Annotated in this window: 14 protein-coding genes; 7 read left to right on the top strand and 7 right to left on the bottom strand. The window is 59.6% G+C overall.

Annotation, left to right across the window (positions count from 1 at the left end; all coding sequences use genetic code 11):
* Positions 1-33 precede the first annotated feature (33 nt).
* A complete protein-coding gene (locus ACSYTG_RS08950) occupies positions 34-531 on the top strand; it encodes an NADH-quinone oxidoreductase subunit B family protein (RefSeq protein WP_095349032.1) in 498 nt (165 codons plus the stop codon).
* Here ACSYTG_RS08950 and ACSYTG_RS08945 read toward each other — a convergent pair.
* The 6 genes from ACSYTG_RS08945 to aroB form a co-directional block, all read right to left on the bottom strand.
* Entirely contained in the window at positions 520-1,410 is an 891-nt protein-coding gene (locus tag ACSYTG_RS08945) for a CDP-alcohol phosphatidyltransferase family protein (protein ID WP_095349031.1), read from the bottom strand. The two genes, ACSYTG_RS08950 and ACSYTG_RS08945, sit on opposite strands and share 12 nt — an antisense overlap.
* Positions 1,411-1,417: 7 nt before the next feature.
* Positions 1,418-2,107 (bottom strand): phosphatidylserine decarboxylase, encoded by a 690-nt coding sequence (locus ACSYTG_RS08940; RefSeq protein ID WP_489782932.1) that lies wholly within the window; start codon positions 2,105-2,107, stop codon positions 1,418-1,420.
* A 92-nt stretch (positions 2,108-2,199) separates the two neighbouring features.
* Entirely contained in the window at positions 2,200-4,845 is a 2,646-nt protein-coding gene (alaS, locus tag ACSYTG_RS08935) for an alanine--tRNA ligase (protein ID WP_489782972.1), read from the bottom strand.
* Between the two features lie 153 nt (positions 4,846-4,998).
* The gene (locus ACSYTG_RS08930) at positions 4,999-5,496 is read right to left on the bottom strand and encodes a GtrA family protein (RefSeq protein WP_086645300.1); all 498 of its coding nucleotides are present in this window, start codon (positions 5,494-5,496) and stop codon (positions 4,999-5,001) included.
* A 582-nt stretch (positions 5,497-6,078) separates the two neighbouring features.
* The gene (locus ACSYTG_RS08925) at positions 6,079-7,167 is read right to left on the bottom strand and encodes an OmpA family protein (protein WP_165925090.1); all 1,089 of its coding nucleotides are present in this window, start codon (positions 7,165-7,167) and stop codon (positions 6,079-6,081) included.
* Between the two features lie 346 nt (positions 7,168-7,513).
* Positions 7,514-9,244, bottom strand: a complete 1,731-nt coding sequence (gene aroB / locus ACSYTG_RS08920) for a 3-dehydroquinate synthase (protein WP_489782931.1) — start codon at positions 9,242-9,244, stop codon at positions 7,514-7,516.
* A gap of 65 nt (positions 9,245-9,309) precedes the next feature.
* Between aroB and ACSYTG_RS08915 the strand changes: the two genes are divergently transcribed.
* From ACSYTG_RS08915 to ACSYTG_RS08905, 3 genes are all read left to right on the top strand, one after another.
* Positions 9,310-9,570 carry a hypothetical protein gene (locus ACSYTG_RS08915; RefSeq protein ID WP_095349028.1) on the top strand — a complete coding sequence of 87 codons (261 nt, stop codon included), beginning with the start codon at positions 9,310-9,312 and terminating at the stop codon, positions 9,568-9,570.
* 35 nt (positions 9,571-9,605) lie between these two features.
* A complete protein-coding gene (locus ACSYTG_RS08910; protein ID WP_491706463.1) occupies positions 9,606-10,499 on the top strand; it encodes a tyrosine recombinase in 894 nt (297 codons plus the stop codon).
* Positions 10,500-10,581: 82 nt separating this feature from the next.
* On the top strand, positions 10,582-11,538 hold the full coding sequence (locus ACSYTG_RS08905) for an acetyl-CoA carboxylase carboxyltransferase subunit alpha (protein ID WP_489782929.1): 957 nt from the start codon (positions 10,582-10,584) through the stop codon (positions 11,536-11,538).
* A gap of 61 nt (positions 11,539-11,599) precedes the next feature.
* On the opposite strand, the gene ACSYTG_RS08900 is transcribed toward ACSYTG_RS08905, so the two are convergent.
* The gene (locus ACSYTG_RS08900; protein ID WP_095349027.1) at positions 11,600-12,352 is read right to left on the bottom strand and encodes a competence/damage-inducible protein A; all 753 of its coding nucleotides are present in this window, start codon (positions 12,350-12,352) and stop codon (positions 11,600-11,602) included.
* 155 nt (positions 12,353-12,507) lie between these two features.
* Between ACSYTG_RS08900 and ACSYTG_RS08895 the strand changes: the two genes are divergently transcribed.
* The 3 genes from ACSYTG_RS08895 to ACSYTG_RS08885 are packed head-to-tail and all read left to right on the top strand — an operon-like array spanning position 12,508 to position 17,001.
* On the top strand, positions 12,508-14,127 hold the full coding sequence (locus ACSYTG_RS08895) for a lysine--tRNA ligase (RefSeq protein WP_489782928.1): 1,620 nt from the start codon (positions 12,508-12,510) through the stop codon (positions 14,125-14,127).
* 17 nt (positions 14,128-14,144) lie between these two features.
* On the top strand, positions 14,145-16,211 hold the full coding sequence (locus ACSYTG_RS08890) for a lysylphosphatidylglycerol synthase domain-containing protein (protein ID WP_165925086.1): 2,067 nt from the start codon (positions 14,145-14,147) through the stop codon (positions 16,209-16,211).
* A 49-nt stretch (positions 16,212-16,260) separates the two neighbouring features.
* Positions 16,261-17,001 carry a MarC family protein gene (locus tag ACSYTG_RS08885; RefSeq protein ID WP_095349025.1) on the top strand — a complete coding sequence of 247 codons (741 nt, stop codon included), beginning with the start codon at positions 16,261-16,263 and terminating at the stop codon, positions 16,999-17,001.
* Positions 17,002-17,074 lie beyond the last annotated feature (73 nt).

The following is a 17,074-nucleotide window of genomic DNA, read 5'->3' as shown; positions in this document are numbered from 1 at the left end:
AGCAGGCATGAGCGGGTACAAGGCGGGGCGGTCATGGGGCTGATCCGCGCGGTCATGAATACGGTGTTCTGGAAAGAGCGGCAAAAGCGCAAACCATTAGGTCCGCGTTGGCCCTTGCTGCTTTTTCATGTGGATACGGGTGGCTGTGGTGGTTGTGGCATGGAGCTACAGGCCATGACCTGCCTGCCGTATGACATGCAGGGGGCGGGGTTCGGGTTTGTAAACTCCCCCCGCTCGGCCGATGTGCTGCTGGTTACCGGGGCTTTAACCCGCACCATGGCTCCTGTGTTGCAGGCAGCGTGGGAGGCCATGCCAAACCCCAAAGGCATTATCAGCATTGGCAACTGCGCACTGGATGGCGGCGTATTTAGCGAAAATTATGCCGTTATGGGGGGGCTGGAGCGGCGCGTATCGGTCGATCTGGCCATTACGGGTTGCCCACCCAGCCCGCAGGAAATCCTGAACGGGCTGTGCTCCCTGCTTGGGAGTGCCGCGCAGGGCGGTAAAAAGGAAACGCCCTCAGGGGGATGAGGGCGTTTCGGTATCGTCTTTATGCAGGTCTTCAGCCGCTTTTTTCAGTTTGAGAAAACTGCGGCGGCTTAAGGGGAGCAGAACCATATAGATTACGCCCGCCGCAGCCAGTGCGGCCCACGGGTCTGCCACCAGCACTACTGCGTAAATGCCGGTCCCCAGCATAAGGGGCAGCACAAACTGGGCCGGAACCTTGAAGTTTTTAAAGGACCAGACCGGAAGGGTGGAAACCAGCAGCAGGGCCGTGCTGGTCAAGGTAAAGTCCGGCAGCCACGGCAGGCGGGTCAGGTTGTAAAGCCAGTCTATGCCCAGCTTTTGTGCTTCCAGCCCCAAAAAGAGCGGGAAAAGCGCAAGCCCGGCTCCGGCAGGGGCGGGTACGCCGGTAAAAAAGTTGCTGGCATATTTGGGTTTCAGCTCTTCCCCATCCAGATTGGCGTTAAAGCGCGCCAGCCTGAGCGCCATGCAGACCGTAAAGAGCAGGCAGGGCAGAAAAGCGTAGCGGTTACTGTCCTTGATCGCCCAGAAATACAGCAGGAACGAGGGAGCGACCCCAAAGCACAGAAAGTCGGAAAGGCTGTCAAACTCCGCGCCAAAGCGTGTGGCCCCGCGCAGCATGCGGGCAATGCGCCCGTCCAACCCATCAATAAAGGCGGAAATGAGCAATGCTGCCGCAGCCGCCTGAAAACGTCCTTCAATGGCAAAGCGCATGCCCATCAGGCCCGCGCAAAGCCCCAGCATTGTCAGAATGTTGGGAATCAGGCGGTTAAAGGAAGGGCCGCGGCTTTTGTTGCGCACACGCCGCTTGCGGTGGCGCGGGCGCGGCGCATCCGTTTGCTCGGTCAGAACCACTGCAGGAGGTGTTGGTGTGGGGAGTGTCACGGGCTTGTCAGAGACGCGCCATGACGGTCTCACCGCCAACCATGGTCTGACCAACAGCTACCAGCGGTTCAACACCGGGCGGCAGATACAGGTCGGTGCGTGACCCAAAGCGGATCAGGCCGAAGCGTTCGCCCGCTTCCACTTTTGTACCTTCATTGACGGAACAGACAATCCGGCGTGCAACCAGCCCTGCAATCTGCACCACGGCCAGCATGCGCCCATCTGGCAGGGTCAGGCTGAGCGCATTGCGTTCATTCTGCTCGGATGCCTTGTCCAGACTTGCGTTCAGGAACAGGCCCGGGTGGTAGGCAATGCGGGTGACTGTCCCTGCTGTGGGCATACGGTTTACGTGCACATCCAGAACGGACAGGAAGGTGGCAATCCGCCATACCGGGGTTTCGCCCATGCCCAGTTCCTTGGGGGGGGCAATTTTTTCAATGGACACAATATGCCCATCCGCAGGTGCCACCGCCACGTCATTACGGGCAGGTGTTACACGCTCCGGATCCCGGAAAAAATAAAGGCAGAAGCCAAAAAAGCCGGTGCTGGCATGGCCAAGCAGGCGCAGCTTGGGGCAGCGCAGCTTGCGGCCAAGCAGGTAGGACACAGCGGACACCGCAGCCGATGCCAGCAAAAACGGGCGGGCTTCGGGGTGGGGGCGTGCAACAACAAGTTTAAGGGATGCAAGTAAAGACATAACGCAATCCTTACGCCAAAGGCGCACCAAAGGGAAGCAGCGGGACAGGGGAGTACGCTCTGCTCCGTTGCTTCGTTTTCAGGGCGTCTGTGTCAGACGGTTTCTTTCAGCACATCGCGTACGGCGGCAAAGGCCGCATCTGCTGCTGCGCCATCCGGGCCACCGGCCTGCGCCATATCCGGGCGGCCACCGCCACCTTTGCCACCCATGGCCACGCTGGCTGCCTTGACCAGAGTCACGGCGCTTACCTTCTCGGTCAGGGCCGGGGCTACGGCCGCCACAACACTACCTTTGCCTTCAGCGCAGGAAATCAGGACCACCACATCGGCTTCGCCCTGTTTGAGAATGGTTTCTGCCAGCCCTTTCAGCTCACGTGCGGGGGTTTCCCCCACATTGCGAGTGGCCAGGCGGGCAGCCCCCACTTTTTCCACGCCAGCAGCGGCAACGCTGCCTGTTGCCATCTGGCGTTGCAGGTTGGCAATCTGGCGTTCCATGGCCTTGCGTTCTTCCAGCAGGGTAGCCAGCCGTTCGGGGGCATCGGCCACGCTCACCTTCATCATGCTGGCAAGCTGGAGCAGCCTCTGCTCGTTGGTAGCCGTCAGGGATTCGGCAGCCTTGCCTGCTACGGCTTCGATACGCCGCACACCGGCGGAAACACCGTTTTCGGCCACAATACGGAACTGCCCGATATCCCCCGTGCGGCTGACATGCGTGCCACCACACAGTTCCATGGACCATGCACCCTTGCCATCTTCAGACGGGCCCATGGCCACAACGCGCACCTCATCGCCGTATTTTTCGCCAAACAGGGCAGTTGCCCCTTCGGCAATGGCTTCTTCGGGGGTCATGGAGCGGGTGGTCACGGCCGCATTCTGGCGAATACGGTGGTTCACTTCGGCCTCAATGTCCGCCAGTTCTTCCGCCGTAATCGGGCGGGGCTGGCTAACGTCAAAGCGCAGGCGGTCGGGGGTGTTCAGGCTGCCTTTTTGCGCCACATGCGCACCAAGGCGGCGGCGCAGGGCTTCGTGCAGCAGGTGGGTGGCCGAATGGTGGGCACGTATGGCCGAACGACGGTCATGGTCCACGGTAGCGGTTACAGCCACGCCGGGCTTGAGCGTTCCTTCGGTAACCGTGCCGTAATGCACGATCAGGTCACCTGCTTTTTTCTGTGTATCGCGGATGGCGATTTTCAGCCCTTTGGCCGTTAAAAAGCCTGTATCGCCCGCCTGACCACCGCTTTCCCCATAAAATGGGGTCTGGTTGAGCAGCACGGCAACTTCCTGCCCGATCGTGGCTTCCGGCAGGAACGCGTTGCCGGCAACAAGAGCCAGAACCTCGCCATCAGCCTGCTCGGTCGAGTAGCCAAGGAATTCGGAAGCACCAAACTTGTCGCGGGCTTCAAACCAGATGGTTTCAACCGCTGTATCGCCAGAACCGGTCCAGGCCGCGCGGGCACGCTGGCGCTGGATGGTCATGGCGTCATCAAAGCCTTTTACATCCACATCGTGGCCGCTGCCGCGCAGGGCGTCCTGCGTCAGATCCAGCGGGAAGCCGAATGTGTCATACAGGCGGAAGGCCACATCACCGGGGAGCGGTGCGCCAGAGGCCAGCTTGCTCTTTTCGTCGTCCAGCAGGTGCAGGCCGCGGTCGAGCATGGCTTTAAAGCGTTCTTCCTCCCCACGCATGGTTTCGCGGATCAGGGCTTCCCCATGCACCAGTTCGGGGTAGGCCGAACCCATCTGCTGGATCAGGGCTGGCAGCAGCTTGTAAAAAATCGGGTCTGTGGTGCCCATCATGTGCAAATGGCGCATGGCGCGGCGCATGATCCGGCGCAGCACATAACCGCGACCATCCTTGGAGGGCAGAACACCATCGGCAATCAGGAACGCGGTGGAGCGCAGGTGATCGGCCACAACGCGGTGGCTGGCCTTGAAGGGGCCGTCCACGGCCTGATGCGTCAGTTCCGATGATGCGTTGATGAGCGATACAAACGTGTCCGTATCGTAGTTGTCACGCTTGCCCTGCATGATGGCGGCAAAGCGTTCCAGCCCCAGGCCTGTATCAATGGAAGGGCGGGGCAGGGGGGAACGTGTGCCCGGCGGGTCTTCGAAATACTGCATGAACACGAGGTTCCAGATTTCAACAAACCGATCGCCATCTTCATTGGGGGAGCCGGGGGGGCCACCGGGAACATCGGGGCCGTGATCATAAAAAATCTCGGAGCAGGGGCCGCAGGGGCCGGTATCACCCATCCGCCAGAAGTTGTCGGAAGTGGGGATGCGGATAATGCGGCTGTCATCCAGCCCTGCAATGGAGCGCCACAGACCGGCGGCTTCTTCATCCTCAGCAAAGACGGTTACGAGCAGCTTGTCCGGGGAGATGCCAAAACCCTTGGTAATCAGGTTCCATGCCAGCTCTATGGCCTGCGGTTTGAAATAATCCCCGAAGGAAAAATTCCCCATCATTTCAAAGAACGTATGGTGCCGGGCCGTGTAGCCAACGTTATCCAGATCGTTGTGCTTGCCACCTGCGCGCACAACTTTCTGTGCGGTTGTTGCGCGGGAATAGGGGCGTGTTTCCTGCCCCGTAAACACGTTTTTGAACTGGACCATCCCCGCGTTGGTAAACAGCAGGGTTGGGTCGTTGCTCGGCACGAGGGACGAGGAGGGGACGATCTGGTGGCCCTTGCTGGCAAAATAGTCCAGAAAAGCGGTGCGGATTTCATTTGTTGTCAGCATGGCGTGAGGCAGCAAAGTCCTGAAACTGGTTGAGCGCATAAGACCCTCCCGCAGAGCGATGGACGATGCTTACGGCCGGGTGATACGCGCAGTATTCTCTTAAACCTGTGGGTAAATGTAGCGCACCCTGTGCTTCTCTGAAAGAGGGCAGGATTATGGCTCTGCGTTGTGTGTGGGGTCGGTGGGGGGGAGCTGCACTGTCATTTCTGCAAGCTCCAGTGCCGAGGCGGGTGGTTTTTCACGAAAAACCAGTTTTTGCGTCAGGTTGAAGTTGGCAAACAACCCAGCAAAACAGCCGCAGGCCAGAGCCAGAATGGGGTAATGGACGCAAAGCGGAAAAAGGTAGAACAGCGTATAGACCGTTCCGCGGTTAAGAAAAAAACCCAGACTGTTGGCGGAAAGGAATCGCAGCCATTGCAGCACCGGGTGCTCGTGGTGCCCAACGCCGCGGAATGTCCATAAACTGTTCAGAATCCAGTTGAGCGTTGCGGCAATAAAATAAGCCGCCAGCGTTGCGGCAGTTAACCCGATAACGGGGCGCAGAGCGTAAACGGAGCCTGTGTCCCATACAAAACCCAGACAGCCGACAACGCAAAATTTGAAAAAGCGCAAAAGGCGTGGGGAGAGCCTGAACGGAAGAACTGAACGCATCCCCTGCAAAAGTCAGAAAAAAATGCTCAGGGCAAGATATAAAAACGGAGCCGCCCGGGCTTCGCTGTATCCTGTTCAGGAATCTTCCAAGGGGGCGTGGCATGGCTTGGGTATGAACTGCTCCTGTTATGCTGTGCGCTTGCTCTGCTTATGTCTGGTGTATTGGGGCGTGAGCAGGGAAGGTGTGATGTATATGCAACAGGGAGCGGTGGTGCATGGCGGCGTGCTCGAGCCCGGAGAGTAGGCCGCTGCCTGTACAACACTATGTTTGAAAATACTTGACAGGTAAGGCTATCGAGGCGGGTGTATTAGCGTAACTCATTGAAAGAACGTATTTTTTTCGAATGGGTAATCAGGGGTATGAACTGCCTGATCGGCTTTTTCAAGAACACGCATGCAGGGTATTCAATCATGCGGCTGAACTGTTCTTGGCAATCAGCAGTAATGCAAAAAGGCGCTGAGGATAAGGTTCCGTAAAAAAAGACAAATATGCAGGGCCGCTCTTCCAGCGAAAGGACATAAAAAAAAGAGGCACCCGAAGGTGCCTCCCTTTTTGTTCCGAGGTAACCCGGAGCAGACCGATTAGTGGAGGATGATTTCCACGCGGCGGTTCTGCGGTTCGCGGGTGTTCGGGCCGGTCGGCACCAGCGGATGGGCTTCGCCATAACCGTGGATGTCGATAGCAGCAGCCGGAACGCCGTCATGAACCAGCTCAGCCTTCACGCTTTCAGCACGATGCAGGGACAGGCCCAGATTGTACTTTTCGCCGCGCGGGCCGGGGTGAGCTGCGGAGTTATCGGTGTAACCGTTAACTTCGATGCGGGTGGTCTGAACGTGGGTGGAAGCCTGAGCAGCTTCAGCCACGATCTGACGAGCGCGTGCGCTCAGGACAGACTTATCCCAGTCGAAGAACACGAGGTAGGAGCGTGCCGGCAGCGGAGCCGGAGCAGCAACGATCGGAGCAGCCGGCGGCGGGGGCGGCGGAGCCGTGTCGAACGCATAGCGCAGGCCAACCATGAACAGGTGGTTGAAGCGATGGTCAACGCTGGTGCGATCCGTACCGGAGCGAACGTCGTCGAACTGGCCGTTACGGAAGGAGCCGGGCTGACCGATCATACGGTACTGCGCGGTCACCTGGAAGCCAGGGATACCCGTGTCGAATGCTGCACCGACGATGGCCTGGTAAGCAAAGCCACCCTTCGTGCCGCGGTAGCCGGGAGCGGAACCAAAGCTCTGGTGTTCCTGCGTCCACAGGTAGCCAGCACCGGCACCGATGAACGGAGTAACCGGCACGTTGTTGATGCCGAACTTCGTCAGGTCGAAGTCATACAGAGCGTTGATGAAGCCACCGTAGGAAGAATCCTTACCGTGGTTGCGCGAGCCATTGCCCGTGTTGCCGCTCAGGTTGGAACGCAGGTAGGTGCCTTCCACTTCAGCGCGCAGGCCGTTACCGAAGCCCCAGCCGACGGAGCCGTAACCGGTCCAGCCGCTTTTGTGGCCAACCTTGTTGGAGCCGGGTTCAGAACCAGCTTTGGTTTTGAACGTCTGGGTCTGGGTCAGGTCGTAGCCGCCGCCAAGGTCGACATACGGGCCGGTGATGGTGGTGGCGGATGCGGCCGCCGGAGCCGCTGCCATCAGGGTTGTTGCGAGTAACGCCGTGCGGAGACGCATTTTTTGCCCTCAATATTTCATCTAGGTGAGCCTGTTCTACCAATTACTGGCGTAACTGACCACCCGATGCACCAAAAATTCGTATAAAGCGGTCACCACCCATTCGGGAAAGCGACGTTTCATACTCCTGTCGACTAAAAGACACAGCAGTGCTTTCGTTGCAACAGCTCATTTTGCAGCATGAACATGAACTGGCTGCATGCTGCGCGGTTGTTGCTTCGTTTACTGTGTCCAATAGCTCTGCCGTTGCAGATTTAAGCCATGCTCTCGCGCCAGAATAAGGCGGAATTGAGGCTGGTGGCAAAAATGCAACGCCCCAAAAATAAAGTGCATGGCTGTCTGCTTCTCACCCCTGCGCGCCATCGCAGACCAGAACTTCCCTGACTGCATCTGCAGGAACGTCCTGTGTTGTAAAGGCACGACCGATTCCGTGGGCAAGAACGAACGAGAGACGCCCGTCCTGCATCTTCTTGTCCCGTTGCATGTGGGCCATCAGGTCTTCCACGGCAAAGGTCTGGGGCAGGTCCCGGATATGCGCGGGCATGTTCAGGCTTTCCAGGTGCTGTGTCACGCGGAGTTGATCCTGCTCCGGGCAAAGTCCGAGCCTGACTGAAAGCGCAAAGGCCAGATTCAGCCCGATGGATACAGCCTCGCCATGCAACAGGCGGCCATCGTAACCAAGCTCGGCTTCCAGCGCGTGGCCAAAGGTATGGCCGAGGTTGAGCAGCGCGCGCCCGTTGCTTTTCTGCTCCTCACGCTCATCTGCCGCCACAACGCGGGCCTTGAAGGCGCAGGCCTGCCGCACGGCTTCGGCTAGTGCTTCAGGCTCTTGGTCCAGCACGGCCGCGCCGTGTTTCTCGCACCAGTTAAACAGAGCCGGGTCACCGATCAGGCCGGATTTGACGATTTCGGCATACCCCGCAACCAGCTCGCGCCGGGGGAGGCTGCTGAGCGTGGTCACATCCGCCAGCACACACAAAGGCTGATGGAACGCGCCCAGCAGGTTTTTGCCCCAGCGTGTGTTGATGCCTGTTTTACCACCCACAGAAGAATCGACCTGCGAAAGCAGGGTGGTCGGGATTTGCACAAAAGGCAGTCCGCGCAGGGTGGTGGCTGCCACAAACCCGGCCAGATCCCCCACGACTCCTCCACCAAGGGCGATGATTGTTGTGCGCCGCTCCACGCCCTGTTCCAGAATCGCGTCTGTCAGGTGCTGGTAAACGGTCAGGCATTTGCTCTGCTCGCCCGGCGTTACGCGCAGGCTGCGGGTGCGTACGCCTGTTTCGCGCAGCGAATCCTCCAGCTTCTGCAGGTAAAGCGGCGCTACGGTGCTGTCGGTAATGATGATGGCGTTTTTCTGTGGAAGTACCGGCGCCAGCAGCCCGCCTGCCCGGCTGATCAGGTCCGTGCCGATCACCACATCATAGGACGTTCTGGCCAGCGACACAGGTAGCCGCAACGGGCGGCGGGACAGGGCAAGCGCTTCCATAACGCGGGTTGTGGTGTGTTCCACGTTGTTGTCTCCACAATCGACAATAATTTCGGCCTCGGCATAGACCGGGTGGCGGATGGTCATCAGCCGGTCCAGCACATCTCTGGGGGATGCGGTGTTGAGCAGCGGCCTGTGTGTGCGCCCCGCCACGCGGCGGAGCAGCACGGGCAGCGGGCAGCGTAGCCAGACCGAAACCGCCTGCCTGCGCACCAGAGCGCGGGTCTGGGAATCCATGAACGCGCCGCCCCCGGTTGCCAGCACCATGGGGGGGCCTTCAAGCAGGCGGCGAATCACCCGGCGCTCACCATCGCGGAACGCGCTTTCACCATAAAGCTGGAACACATCGGCAATGGAGCAGCCAGCGGCGCGCTCGATCTCAACATCGGCGTCAACAAAAGGGAGGCCGAGTCTGGCAGCAAGGTGGCGGCCCACCGTTGTTTTGCCAGCACCCATAAGGCCGACCAGCACAATGCTGCGCCCGGAGGTCATGCCCGTGCTGCTGGGGTTGCGGACAATCCGCTCCAGATCAAGCGGGATAGGCGGCGGGTCTGTGGTTGGGGAGGGGGGAGAGATACGTGATGACATAAAGCCTAGCTTAACATAGAGCAGAAAGAACACACCTATATCTGTTGTAAGGGGAGCCTGCCCGAATGAGCCGTATGGTTCTGATCGTTTTTGCCGTTGTTGTTCTTGGCGCGCTGGGGGGCTTTGCCGCCCTTGGGGTTGCCGGTCGGCCGCCCGTGCCGCAGCCCGTCCACCATGACCTTCCTTTTGCGGCCGATGCGGTGGCAACAACCCCTTCCGTTGCCGTGCCTCCGGCTCCTGCTGTGCCAGTTGTAACGCCTGTTGTGCCAGCAGCCCCTGCTCAGGTCAGCATTTCTCCCACAGTGCAGGCTCCTGCTCACCCGTGAGCAACGCGGAAGGCTGTGTAGAGCTTTTTCTGGAAATGCAGGCGGCCGAGCGTGCGGCCGCCCCCAATACTCTGCTGGCATATCAGGCTGATCTTGCATCTTGTGCGCAGAGTTTGCTGGCCGTGGGGCAGACCCTGAGCACAGCGAGTGCTGACGGCCTGCGGGACTGGCTGGCCGACCTGTCCGCACAGGCGCAGTCGCGGCGTACCGTGGCGCGCCGCCTGTCATGCATAAAGCAGTTCTATCTGTTTTTACTGCGTGAGGGCCTGCGGGCGGATAACCCGGCCGAGTACCTCGATTCCCCCCGTGCGGAGCAGGCTCTGCCACGCTTTTTATCCGAATCGGAAGTGCTGGCCCTGCTTGATGCCTGCGTGGAGCCAGAAGGAGCCTCCCCCGCCAAAAAGCGCCGGGCTTTGGTGGCGCGGGCGGCGCTGGAGCTGCTGTACGCATCGGGGTTGCGGATTTCGGAGCTGCTGGTGTTGCCCCGGCAGGCTCTGGCGGGGGACCAGCGCATGCTCAGTGTGCGCGGCAAAGGCGGGCGGGAGCGGCTTGTCCCGCTTTCCGATAGTGCGCGGCAGGCGGCCAGTGCGCTTGTGCAGGCCGATGCAGGGTTGAACAGCCCCTATCTTTTTCCCGGACGGAACCCCGCGCGGGCCATGACCCGGCAGGCTTTTGACCGGATCTTGCATGATGTGGGGTTAAAGGCCGGGCTGGAGCCTGCGCGCCTTTCCCCCCACGTGTTACGCCACTCCTTTGCGACCCACCTGCTTGCGCATGGGGCGGACCTGCGTGCGCTGCAAATGCTGCTGGGGCATGCGGATATTGCCACAACCCAGATTTATACCCATGTGCAGACCGAGCGTTTGCGGCAGGTTGTGGCCGAACATCACCCGCTCTCAGCCTCTCAAAACACCGGTTTGGACGATTGAGAGCGTAAAAAGCACACCCAGAACACATTTGGATGCACGAAGTGACTTGGCTTTAAGCGCCATTGTGCTATCGGCTTTGCTCATGCGTCAGTTCCTGGATTTCGAAAAGCCCGTCGCCGAACTTGAGAACAAGATCGACGAACTGCGGCAGATGACCGACCCCGAAGGGGTCAATATAGAAGAAGAGACGGCCCGCCTTTCTGATAAGGCGGAAAAGCACCTGCGCACGATCTACGCCAAGCTCACGCCTTGGCAGAAAGTGCAGGTGGCCCGTCATGCCCAGCGTCCGCACACGCAGGACTATATTGGTCGGCTCGTAACGGATTTTACGCCGTTGGCAGGCGACCGGCTGTTTGGGGATGACAAGGCCATTATTGGTGGCATTGGCCGTTTTGATGGCATGCCCGTAATGGTGATCGGGACCGAGCGTGGCTCGGACCTGGAAACCCGGCTCCAGCACAACTTTGGCATGGCCCGGCCCGAAGGCTACCGCAAGGCCCAACGGCTGATGAAGATGGCTGGCCAGTTCAAGCTGCCGATTCTCACCTTTATTGATACCGCAGGTGCATGGCCGGGTATTGATGCGGAACAGCGTGGGCAGGCTGAAGCCATTGCCCGCTCCATTGCCACCTGTTTTGACGCTCCTGTTCCCCTGATCGCCACGGTTATTGGCGAAGGTGGGTCAGGTGGTGCGGTGGCGCTGGGGGCTGGGGATCGGGTTCTTATGCTCGAACACGCCATTTACTCCGTTATCTCGCCAGAGGCCTGCGCCTCCATCCTGTGGCGTGACCCCAAGCAGGCCAGCACGGCGGCGGAAACGCTGCGTCTGACTGCTCAGGACCTCAAGCGCCTTGGCCTGATCGACCAGATCATTCCCGAACCCGTTGGGGGCGCCCAGCGTGACCCGGCCGCCGCCATGGATGCCGTCCGTGGTGCGCTGGGTGCGATGCTGAAAGACCTGCTGCCGCTGGCGCCGGAAAAGCTGAAGGAACTGCGCCGCGAAAAGTTTCTGGCTATGGGGCGTGAAGCCCTGCACTGAACCGCACCACACCTGACCGCACCACTCCGGCGCGGTCAGCAGGATGCGGGCACCAAGCGGATCAGACAGGCGGTTCACCTTCCACGGGTGAGCCGCCTTTTTCTTTGAGCAGGTCGTGGATGGCCTGTGCCGCATCGTTCACGCGCTGCTTGTCCTGACCTTTGGCTACAAGAGCCACACCGTGGCCACCTTCACGGTGGAACGGGTAGGAGCCGATATCCAGATCGGTAAATCGTTCCTGTATCGCTTCCAGCCCATCGGCCAGCGCGCCTTCACCCAGCAGTGTGGTGTGCCATGTGCGTGAAAAAACCGGCGCACCTTTCTGCAAGGTCGGGGCAAGTTCTTCAAACATGGCGCGCATGATGCGGGGGACGCCAGCCAGCACATGCACATTGCCAATGCTAAAGCCCGGCGCAATGGAGACGGGGTTGGCAATGGGGGTTGCCCCTTTGGGCAGTTTGGCCATGCGCTGGCGGGCTGTATTGAAGTTTTCCGGCCCAAAGCGTTCTTGCAGCACGGCAAAGGTGGGGGCATGAATCTCCCACGGCACCCCAAAGGCTTCGGCTACGCAGGGGGATGTAATGTCATCATGCGTCGGGCCAATGCCGCCGGTTGTAAACACTTCGTCAAAGCGGGCGCGTAACTCCGTGACCGTGTTGATGATGGTGGCCCTGATGTCGGGGATCACGCGGATTTCGACCAAAGGAATCCCCAGTTCTCCCAGCCGGAGCGCCAGAAACTGGATGTTGTCGTCCCGTGTGCGGCCAGAAAGGATTTCGTTACCAATAAGAATGAGTGCAGAAGTGCGGCGCATGACTCGGGTTTGACCTTTTGTTCTGGGCTTCTTGACTGCCCGCAAGGATGGAGCGGAGTGTTTGCGGGGTCAATGGGCGTAAAAATTACACCACGAAGGGTGTCCTGCGCGTTTTTGCATTGACCGGGTGCCACGCAATTCATAGCTTCCCGCGCATGTCAGATAGCCAAACAGCATCCGCTTCCGATCTTCCGCGCGCGTGGCCTTTTGAAGAGGCGCGCAAACTGGCCGATCATGTTGCAACACGTAGCAGCACAGGCGCCGATGAGCGCCCGGCTCTGCTGGAAACCGGGTATGGCCCTTCCGGCCTGCCTCATATCGGTACCTTTGGTGAGGTCGCGCGCACGTCCTGGGTGCGGCAGGCCTATACGGCGCTTACGGGCCGCCCGTCGCGCCTGCTGGCTTTTTCGGACGATATGGACGCCCTGCGCAAGGTGCCCGATAACGTGCCCCAGCGTGAGATGCTGCAGAAGTACATAGGGCAGCCCCTCTCCCGCGTGCCGGACCCGTTTGGCACGCACGAGTCGTTTGCAGCGCACAATAACGCCCGACTCTGCGCGTTTCTGGACAGTTTCGGGTTCGAATACGAATTTGCCTCCTCCACCCAGTATTACACCTCCGGTCGGTTTGATGCGGCCCTGCGGCGGGTGCTGGAAGTACACGACCAGATTCTGGCTGTAATCCTGCCCACACTGGGGCCGGACCGCCGGGCAACCTATTCGCCCGTTCTGCCGCTGCACCCCCGTACGGGGGAGGTCATGCAGGTTAAAATGGACGCGATTGATGCCGCAGCAGGCACCGTGCGCTGGACCGACCCCGCAACAGGCGAGGTGTTTGAAACGCCGGTTACAGGTGGCCACGCCAAAATGCAGTGGAAGGCCGACTGGGCCATGCGCTGGTATGCGCTGGGCGTTGATTACGAAATGTCAGGCAAGGATTTGATCGACAGCGTGCGCCTGTCTGGCCGCATCTGCAAAATTCTGGGCGGCACACCGCCTGCGGGCCTGACCTACGAACTGTTTTTGGATGAGCAGGGGCAAAAAATCTCCAAATCCAAGGGCAATGGCCTGTCGGTGGAAGAGTGGCTGCGTTATGCCCCGCCGGAAAGCCTTGGCCAGTTCATGTTCAACCAGCCGCAGCGGGCCAAACGGCTGTATTTTGATGTGATCCCCAAAACGGCGGATGACTACCTGACCCACGCGGACAAGGCGCGCGCCCTTCAGGCAGAAAACCCGGCAGGGAATGACCTGCGGGCAAATCCCGCATGGTTCATCCACAAAGGTAGCGTGCCGGAAGATGCCGGAAGCCCGGTACCGTTTGGCATGCTGCTCAATCTGGCCAGTGTTGCCAATGCGGATACGCCCGAAGTGCTGTGGGGCTTTATCCGCCGTTACGACAGTGCCGTGTCACCGCAGACGCATCCCATGCTGGCCGAGCTGGTCAAGCATGCCATTGCTTATTACGCGGACTTTGTCCGCCCCGCCAAAACCTTCCGTGCTCCAACGGATAAGGAACGCGCGGCACTTGTGGATCTGGCCGAAACCCTGCGGGGTTTTGAAGGGGAGGCGGCAGACGCATCCATCTTGCAGAATCTGGTGTTTGAAATTGGCAAGCGCCACGGGTTTGAACCGCTTAGAAGCTGGTTTGGCTGCCTGTACGAGGTGCTTCTGGGGCAAAAGGAAGGGCCACGCTTTGGCGGCTTTGTTGCACTGTACGGTGTGCCAGAAACCATTGCCCTTATAGACGCCGCCCTCTTGCGAGATACGCAGGTTTAAGCAGGGTCTGGCAGTAGATGACACAGATGCCCCAGCTCCCCGACCAGCAACCTGACCTCCACGGAGGGGAAAAGGGATGGAAAAAGCGGCTGAGGCATCTCCCCCATCTGGTCGGGCTGGTGCTGATGGTGGCGGCCATTCTTGTGGTGCAGCATGAGGTGCGGCACCTGAAAATGACCGACATCCGGCAGGCCATGGAGGCTATTCCCGCCTTCCAGCTATGGGCTGCTGTTGGCTGCACACTGCTGTCCTACTTTATTCTGTCTTTTTACGACCGGCTGGCCGCCATTCAGGTCGGGTATGGGCAATTGCCTTTCCGCCGGGCGGCGTTTGCAGCTTTCTGCTCCTATGTGCTGTCGCATAACCTTGGTTTTTCGGCAGTTTCGGGGGCGGCGGTCCGGTACCGGCTGTACCGTAACTGGGGCGTTAACGCCTTTGCCATTACCCAGATTATTGCCTTTTGCTCTGCCACCTACCTGCTGGGGGCTGCGGTCCTTATTGGGGCGGTGCTTATTCTGGAGCCTTCGGTACTGCCCGGTATTGGCAACCGTGTACCGCAGGTGGTGCTGGCCTTTGTGGGCGGGCTGCTGTGGCTGATGGTAGCCGGGTATATCGGGCTGTCCTTCTGGCTGCGCGAATTCCGGTTCCGTAAATGGGTTGTTGCGTTGCCATCTCCCCGTATGGCTTTCATGCAGACTGTGGTGGCTACGGCAGAAGTTGCAGCAACCGCCAGCATTGCCTTTGTGCTGCTGCCCAAAGGGTGCGGGGTAGATTTTGGCTCTTTTCTGGCCATTTATATTGCATCTTACACGGCAGGGCTGGTGGCGAGTGTGCCCGGCGGGTTGGGGGTGTTTGACGGTGCCATGCTGCTGGCGCTCGGCCCATATATGCCTGCCCCCCAGATTTTGGGTGTGGTGCTGATTTTTCGCCTTTTTTACTACATTATTCCTCTCTTTCTGGCGGGCATCATGTTTGCCGGGCATGAGCTGTTCCTGCGGGGGGATGCCGCTCTTGCCAAAAAGAAAAACCGCAAACGTGGCAAGGATGCACAGGTTGTCCGGCGCAGGCCCAGTCAGGTTGTGCGTGAGAGCGAAGCGGCTTTTTCTGTTGCCGTGGCAACGGGCGCTGTCTCGCTGTGTGGCGTGCTGCTGCTCTGCCTTGTGCTGATGGAGCCTGTTCCCAAGTTTTCCATGCTGCCGGACACGTTTGCGGGCCTTGTGCATGTGGGGGGGAATTATCTGCTCTCCCTTATGGGGGTTGCGCTGATTGGCATGGCCATTGGTCTTTCCCAGCGGGTAACGTTGGCATGGCGGGGGGCGCTGGGCCTGTTGCTGGTGGCAACGGTCATGACCTTCCTGCGCGGGAACACAATTTTTGTGCCCGTTATGCTGGGGTTGTCCGCACTGTTCATTGCGCCGTTCCGGAACTGCTATTACCGCCGCGCCGAATTGCTGAGCGAACCGCTATCGCGTTCCAACCTTTTGTGTCTGTTGCTGTTTTTTGCCTGCATTATTGCTCTGGCCACGCGCAATGCCGGGGCGGGGAGCTGGTGGCAGCTTATTCTTGCCTCCCCCGCGCATGGGGCCGTACGCTGGACCGTGGCACTGGCGGTGCTGCTGGCTCTGGTCGTGCTGGCACGGTTGATGTGGCCTGCCCGTATTCCTATCCAGTCATGGACGCAGGATATGGCCGAGCATTACGGAACGCTCGAACACGCCCTGCCTGACATTGCAGACATGAAGCCCGAAGGCTTTGTGGAGGGGGAGGCAGGGGATGCGGTTATTCCCTTTATCCACCGTGGGAACCTGCTCGTCGGGCTGGGGGACCCTGCCGGCGGGGAGGATGACAGCATTTCGGCCATCTGGCGGTTGCGGGATCTGGCCTTGCAGCAGGGGCTGCGGCTTGCCTTCTGGCAGGTGGGGGGCAGCTTTATCCGGATTTATAACGACATCGGGCTGAATGTGTGGCCGCTTGAAGATGGCAGCAATACCAATCTGTGTTACCCGCCGGAGGATATTGCTCTGGTCTCGCGTTTTGTAAAAACCTATAAAGCCAACCGGGACGTAACCGACGTCCCTCTTTGAGCGGCCTGTTGGCCGGTGTGGTGTTTGTGTTGGAGTTCCGGGCAGGGTTATGGCGGCGCATCTTCCCGAGGTTCTGCTAAGCGGCAGTATGGTCAGGACAGGGATTTCCTCTTTTCTGCTGGCTTTTCCCGCCCTGTTTTCCATTGTTAATCCATTTGGCGCGGCTCTTATTTTTGCTCAGGCGTCCGATGGTCGCTCCCAGCGCGAGATTATGGCTCTTGCGCGGCTGGTTTCTTTTTATTCCTTTATGCTGATCATTGTTTCCCTATGGTTTGGCAGCCTTGTTCTGGCGTTTTTTGGCGTAACCGTTAACGCCCTGCGTGTGGCCGGCGGTCTGGTTGTGGCCGTGCGGGCATGGGCCCTGCTGCAAAGCCCGGAGAGTGTGGAAGCGCAGAAGGAAAAACAGGCCCTGCAGGGTGGGCGCACCGTTATGTCGCCCAACTGGGCAGATACGGCGTTTTTCCCGCTCGCTATGCCCTTTACCGTTGGGCCGGGCACAATTGCCGTGGCTATTGCCCTGGGTTCGGGTTGTCCGTCAGGTCATTCCTTCTGGGCATATTCGGCGGGTACGACTGTTGCTGCTATCTGCGTGGTGCTGATCGTGTGGGCTGCGTATTCCAGTTCGGAAAAACTGGTATCCATGCTGGGTGTAACCGGCACGCGGATTGTCAGCCGGATGGCAGCACTCGTTCTGCTGTGCATTGGCGTGCAGATTCTGGCAGCAGGCGTGCAGGGCTTTGCAACAGATATGTGGCACAGCCTGCTCAAGGATGTCAGCCGCCCCGCTTAAGCAGGGCGGCCTCCCTTACGCACAAGATCCACGCCCCTTTTTTCGACTGAGGCATGAAGCCTCTTTGCGCAAA

This window comes from Acetobacter sp. ESL1128 (genome assembly GCF_058505085.1).
This window is presented reverse-complemented; position numbering and strand designations above follow the sequence as displayed.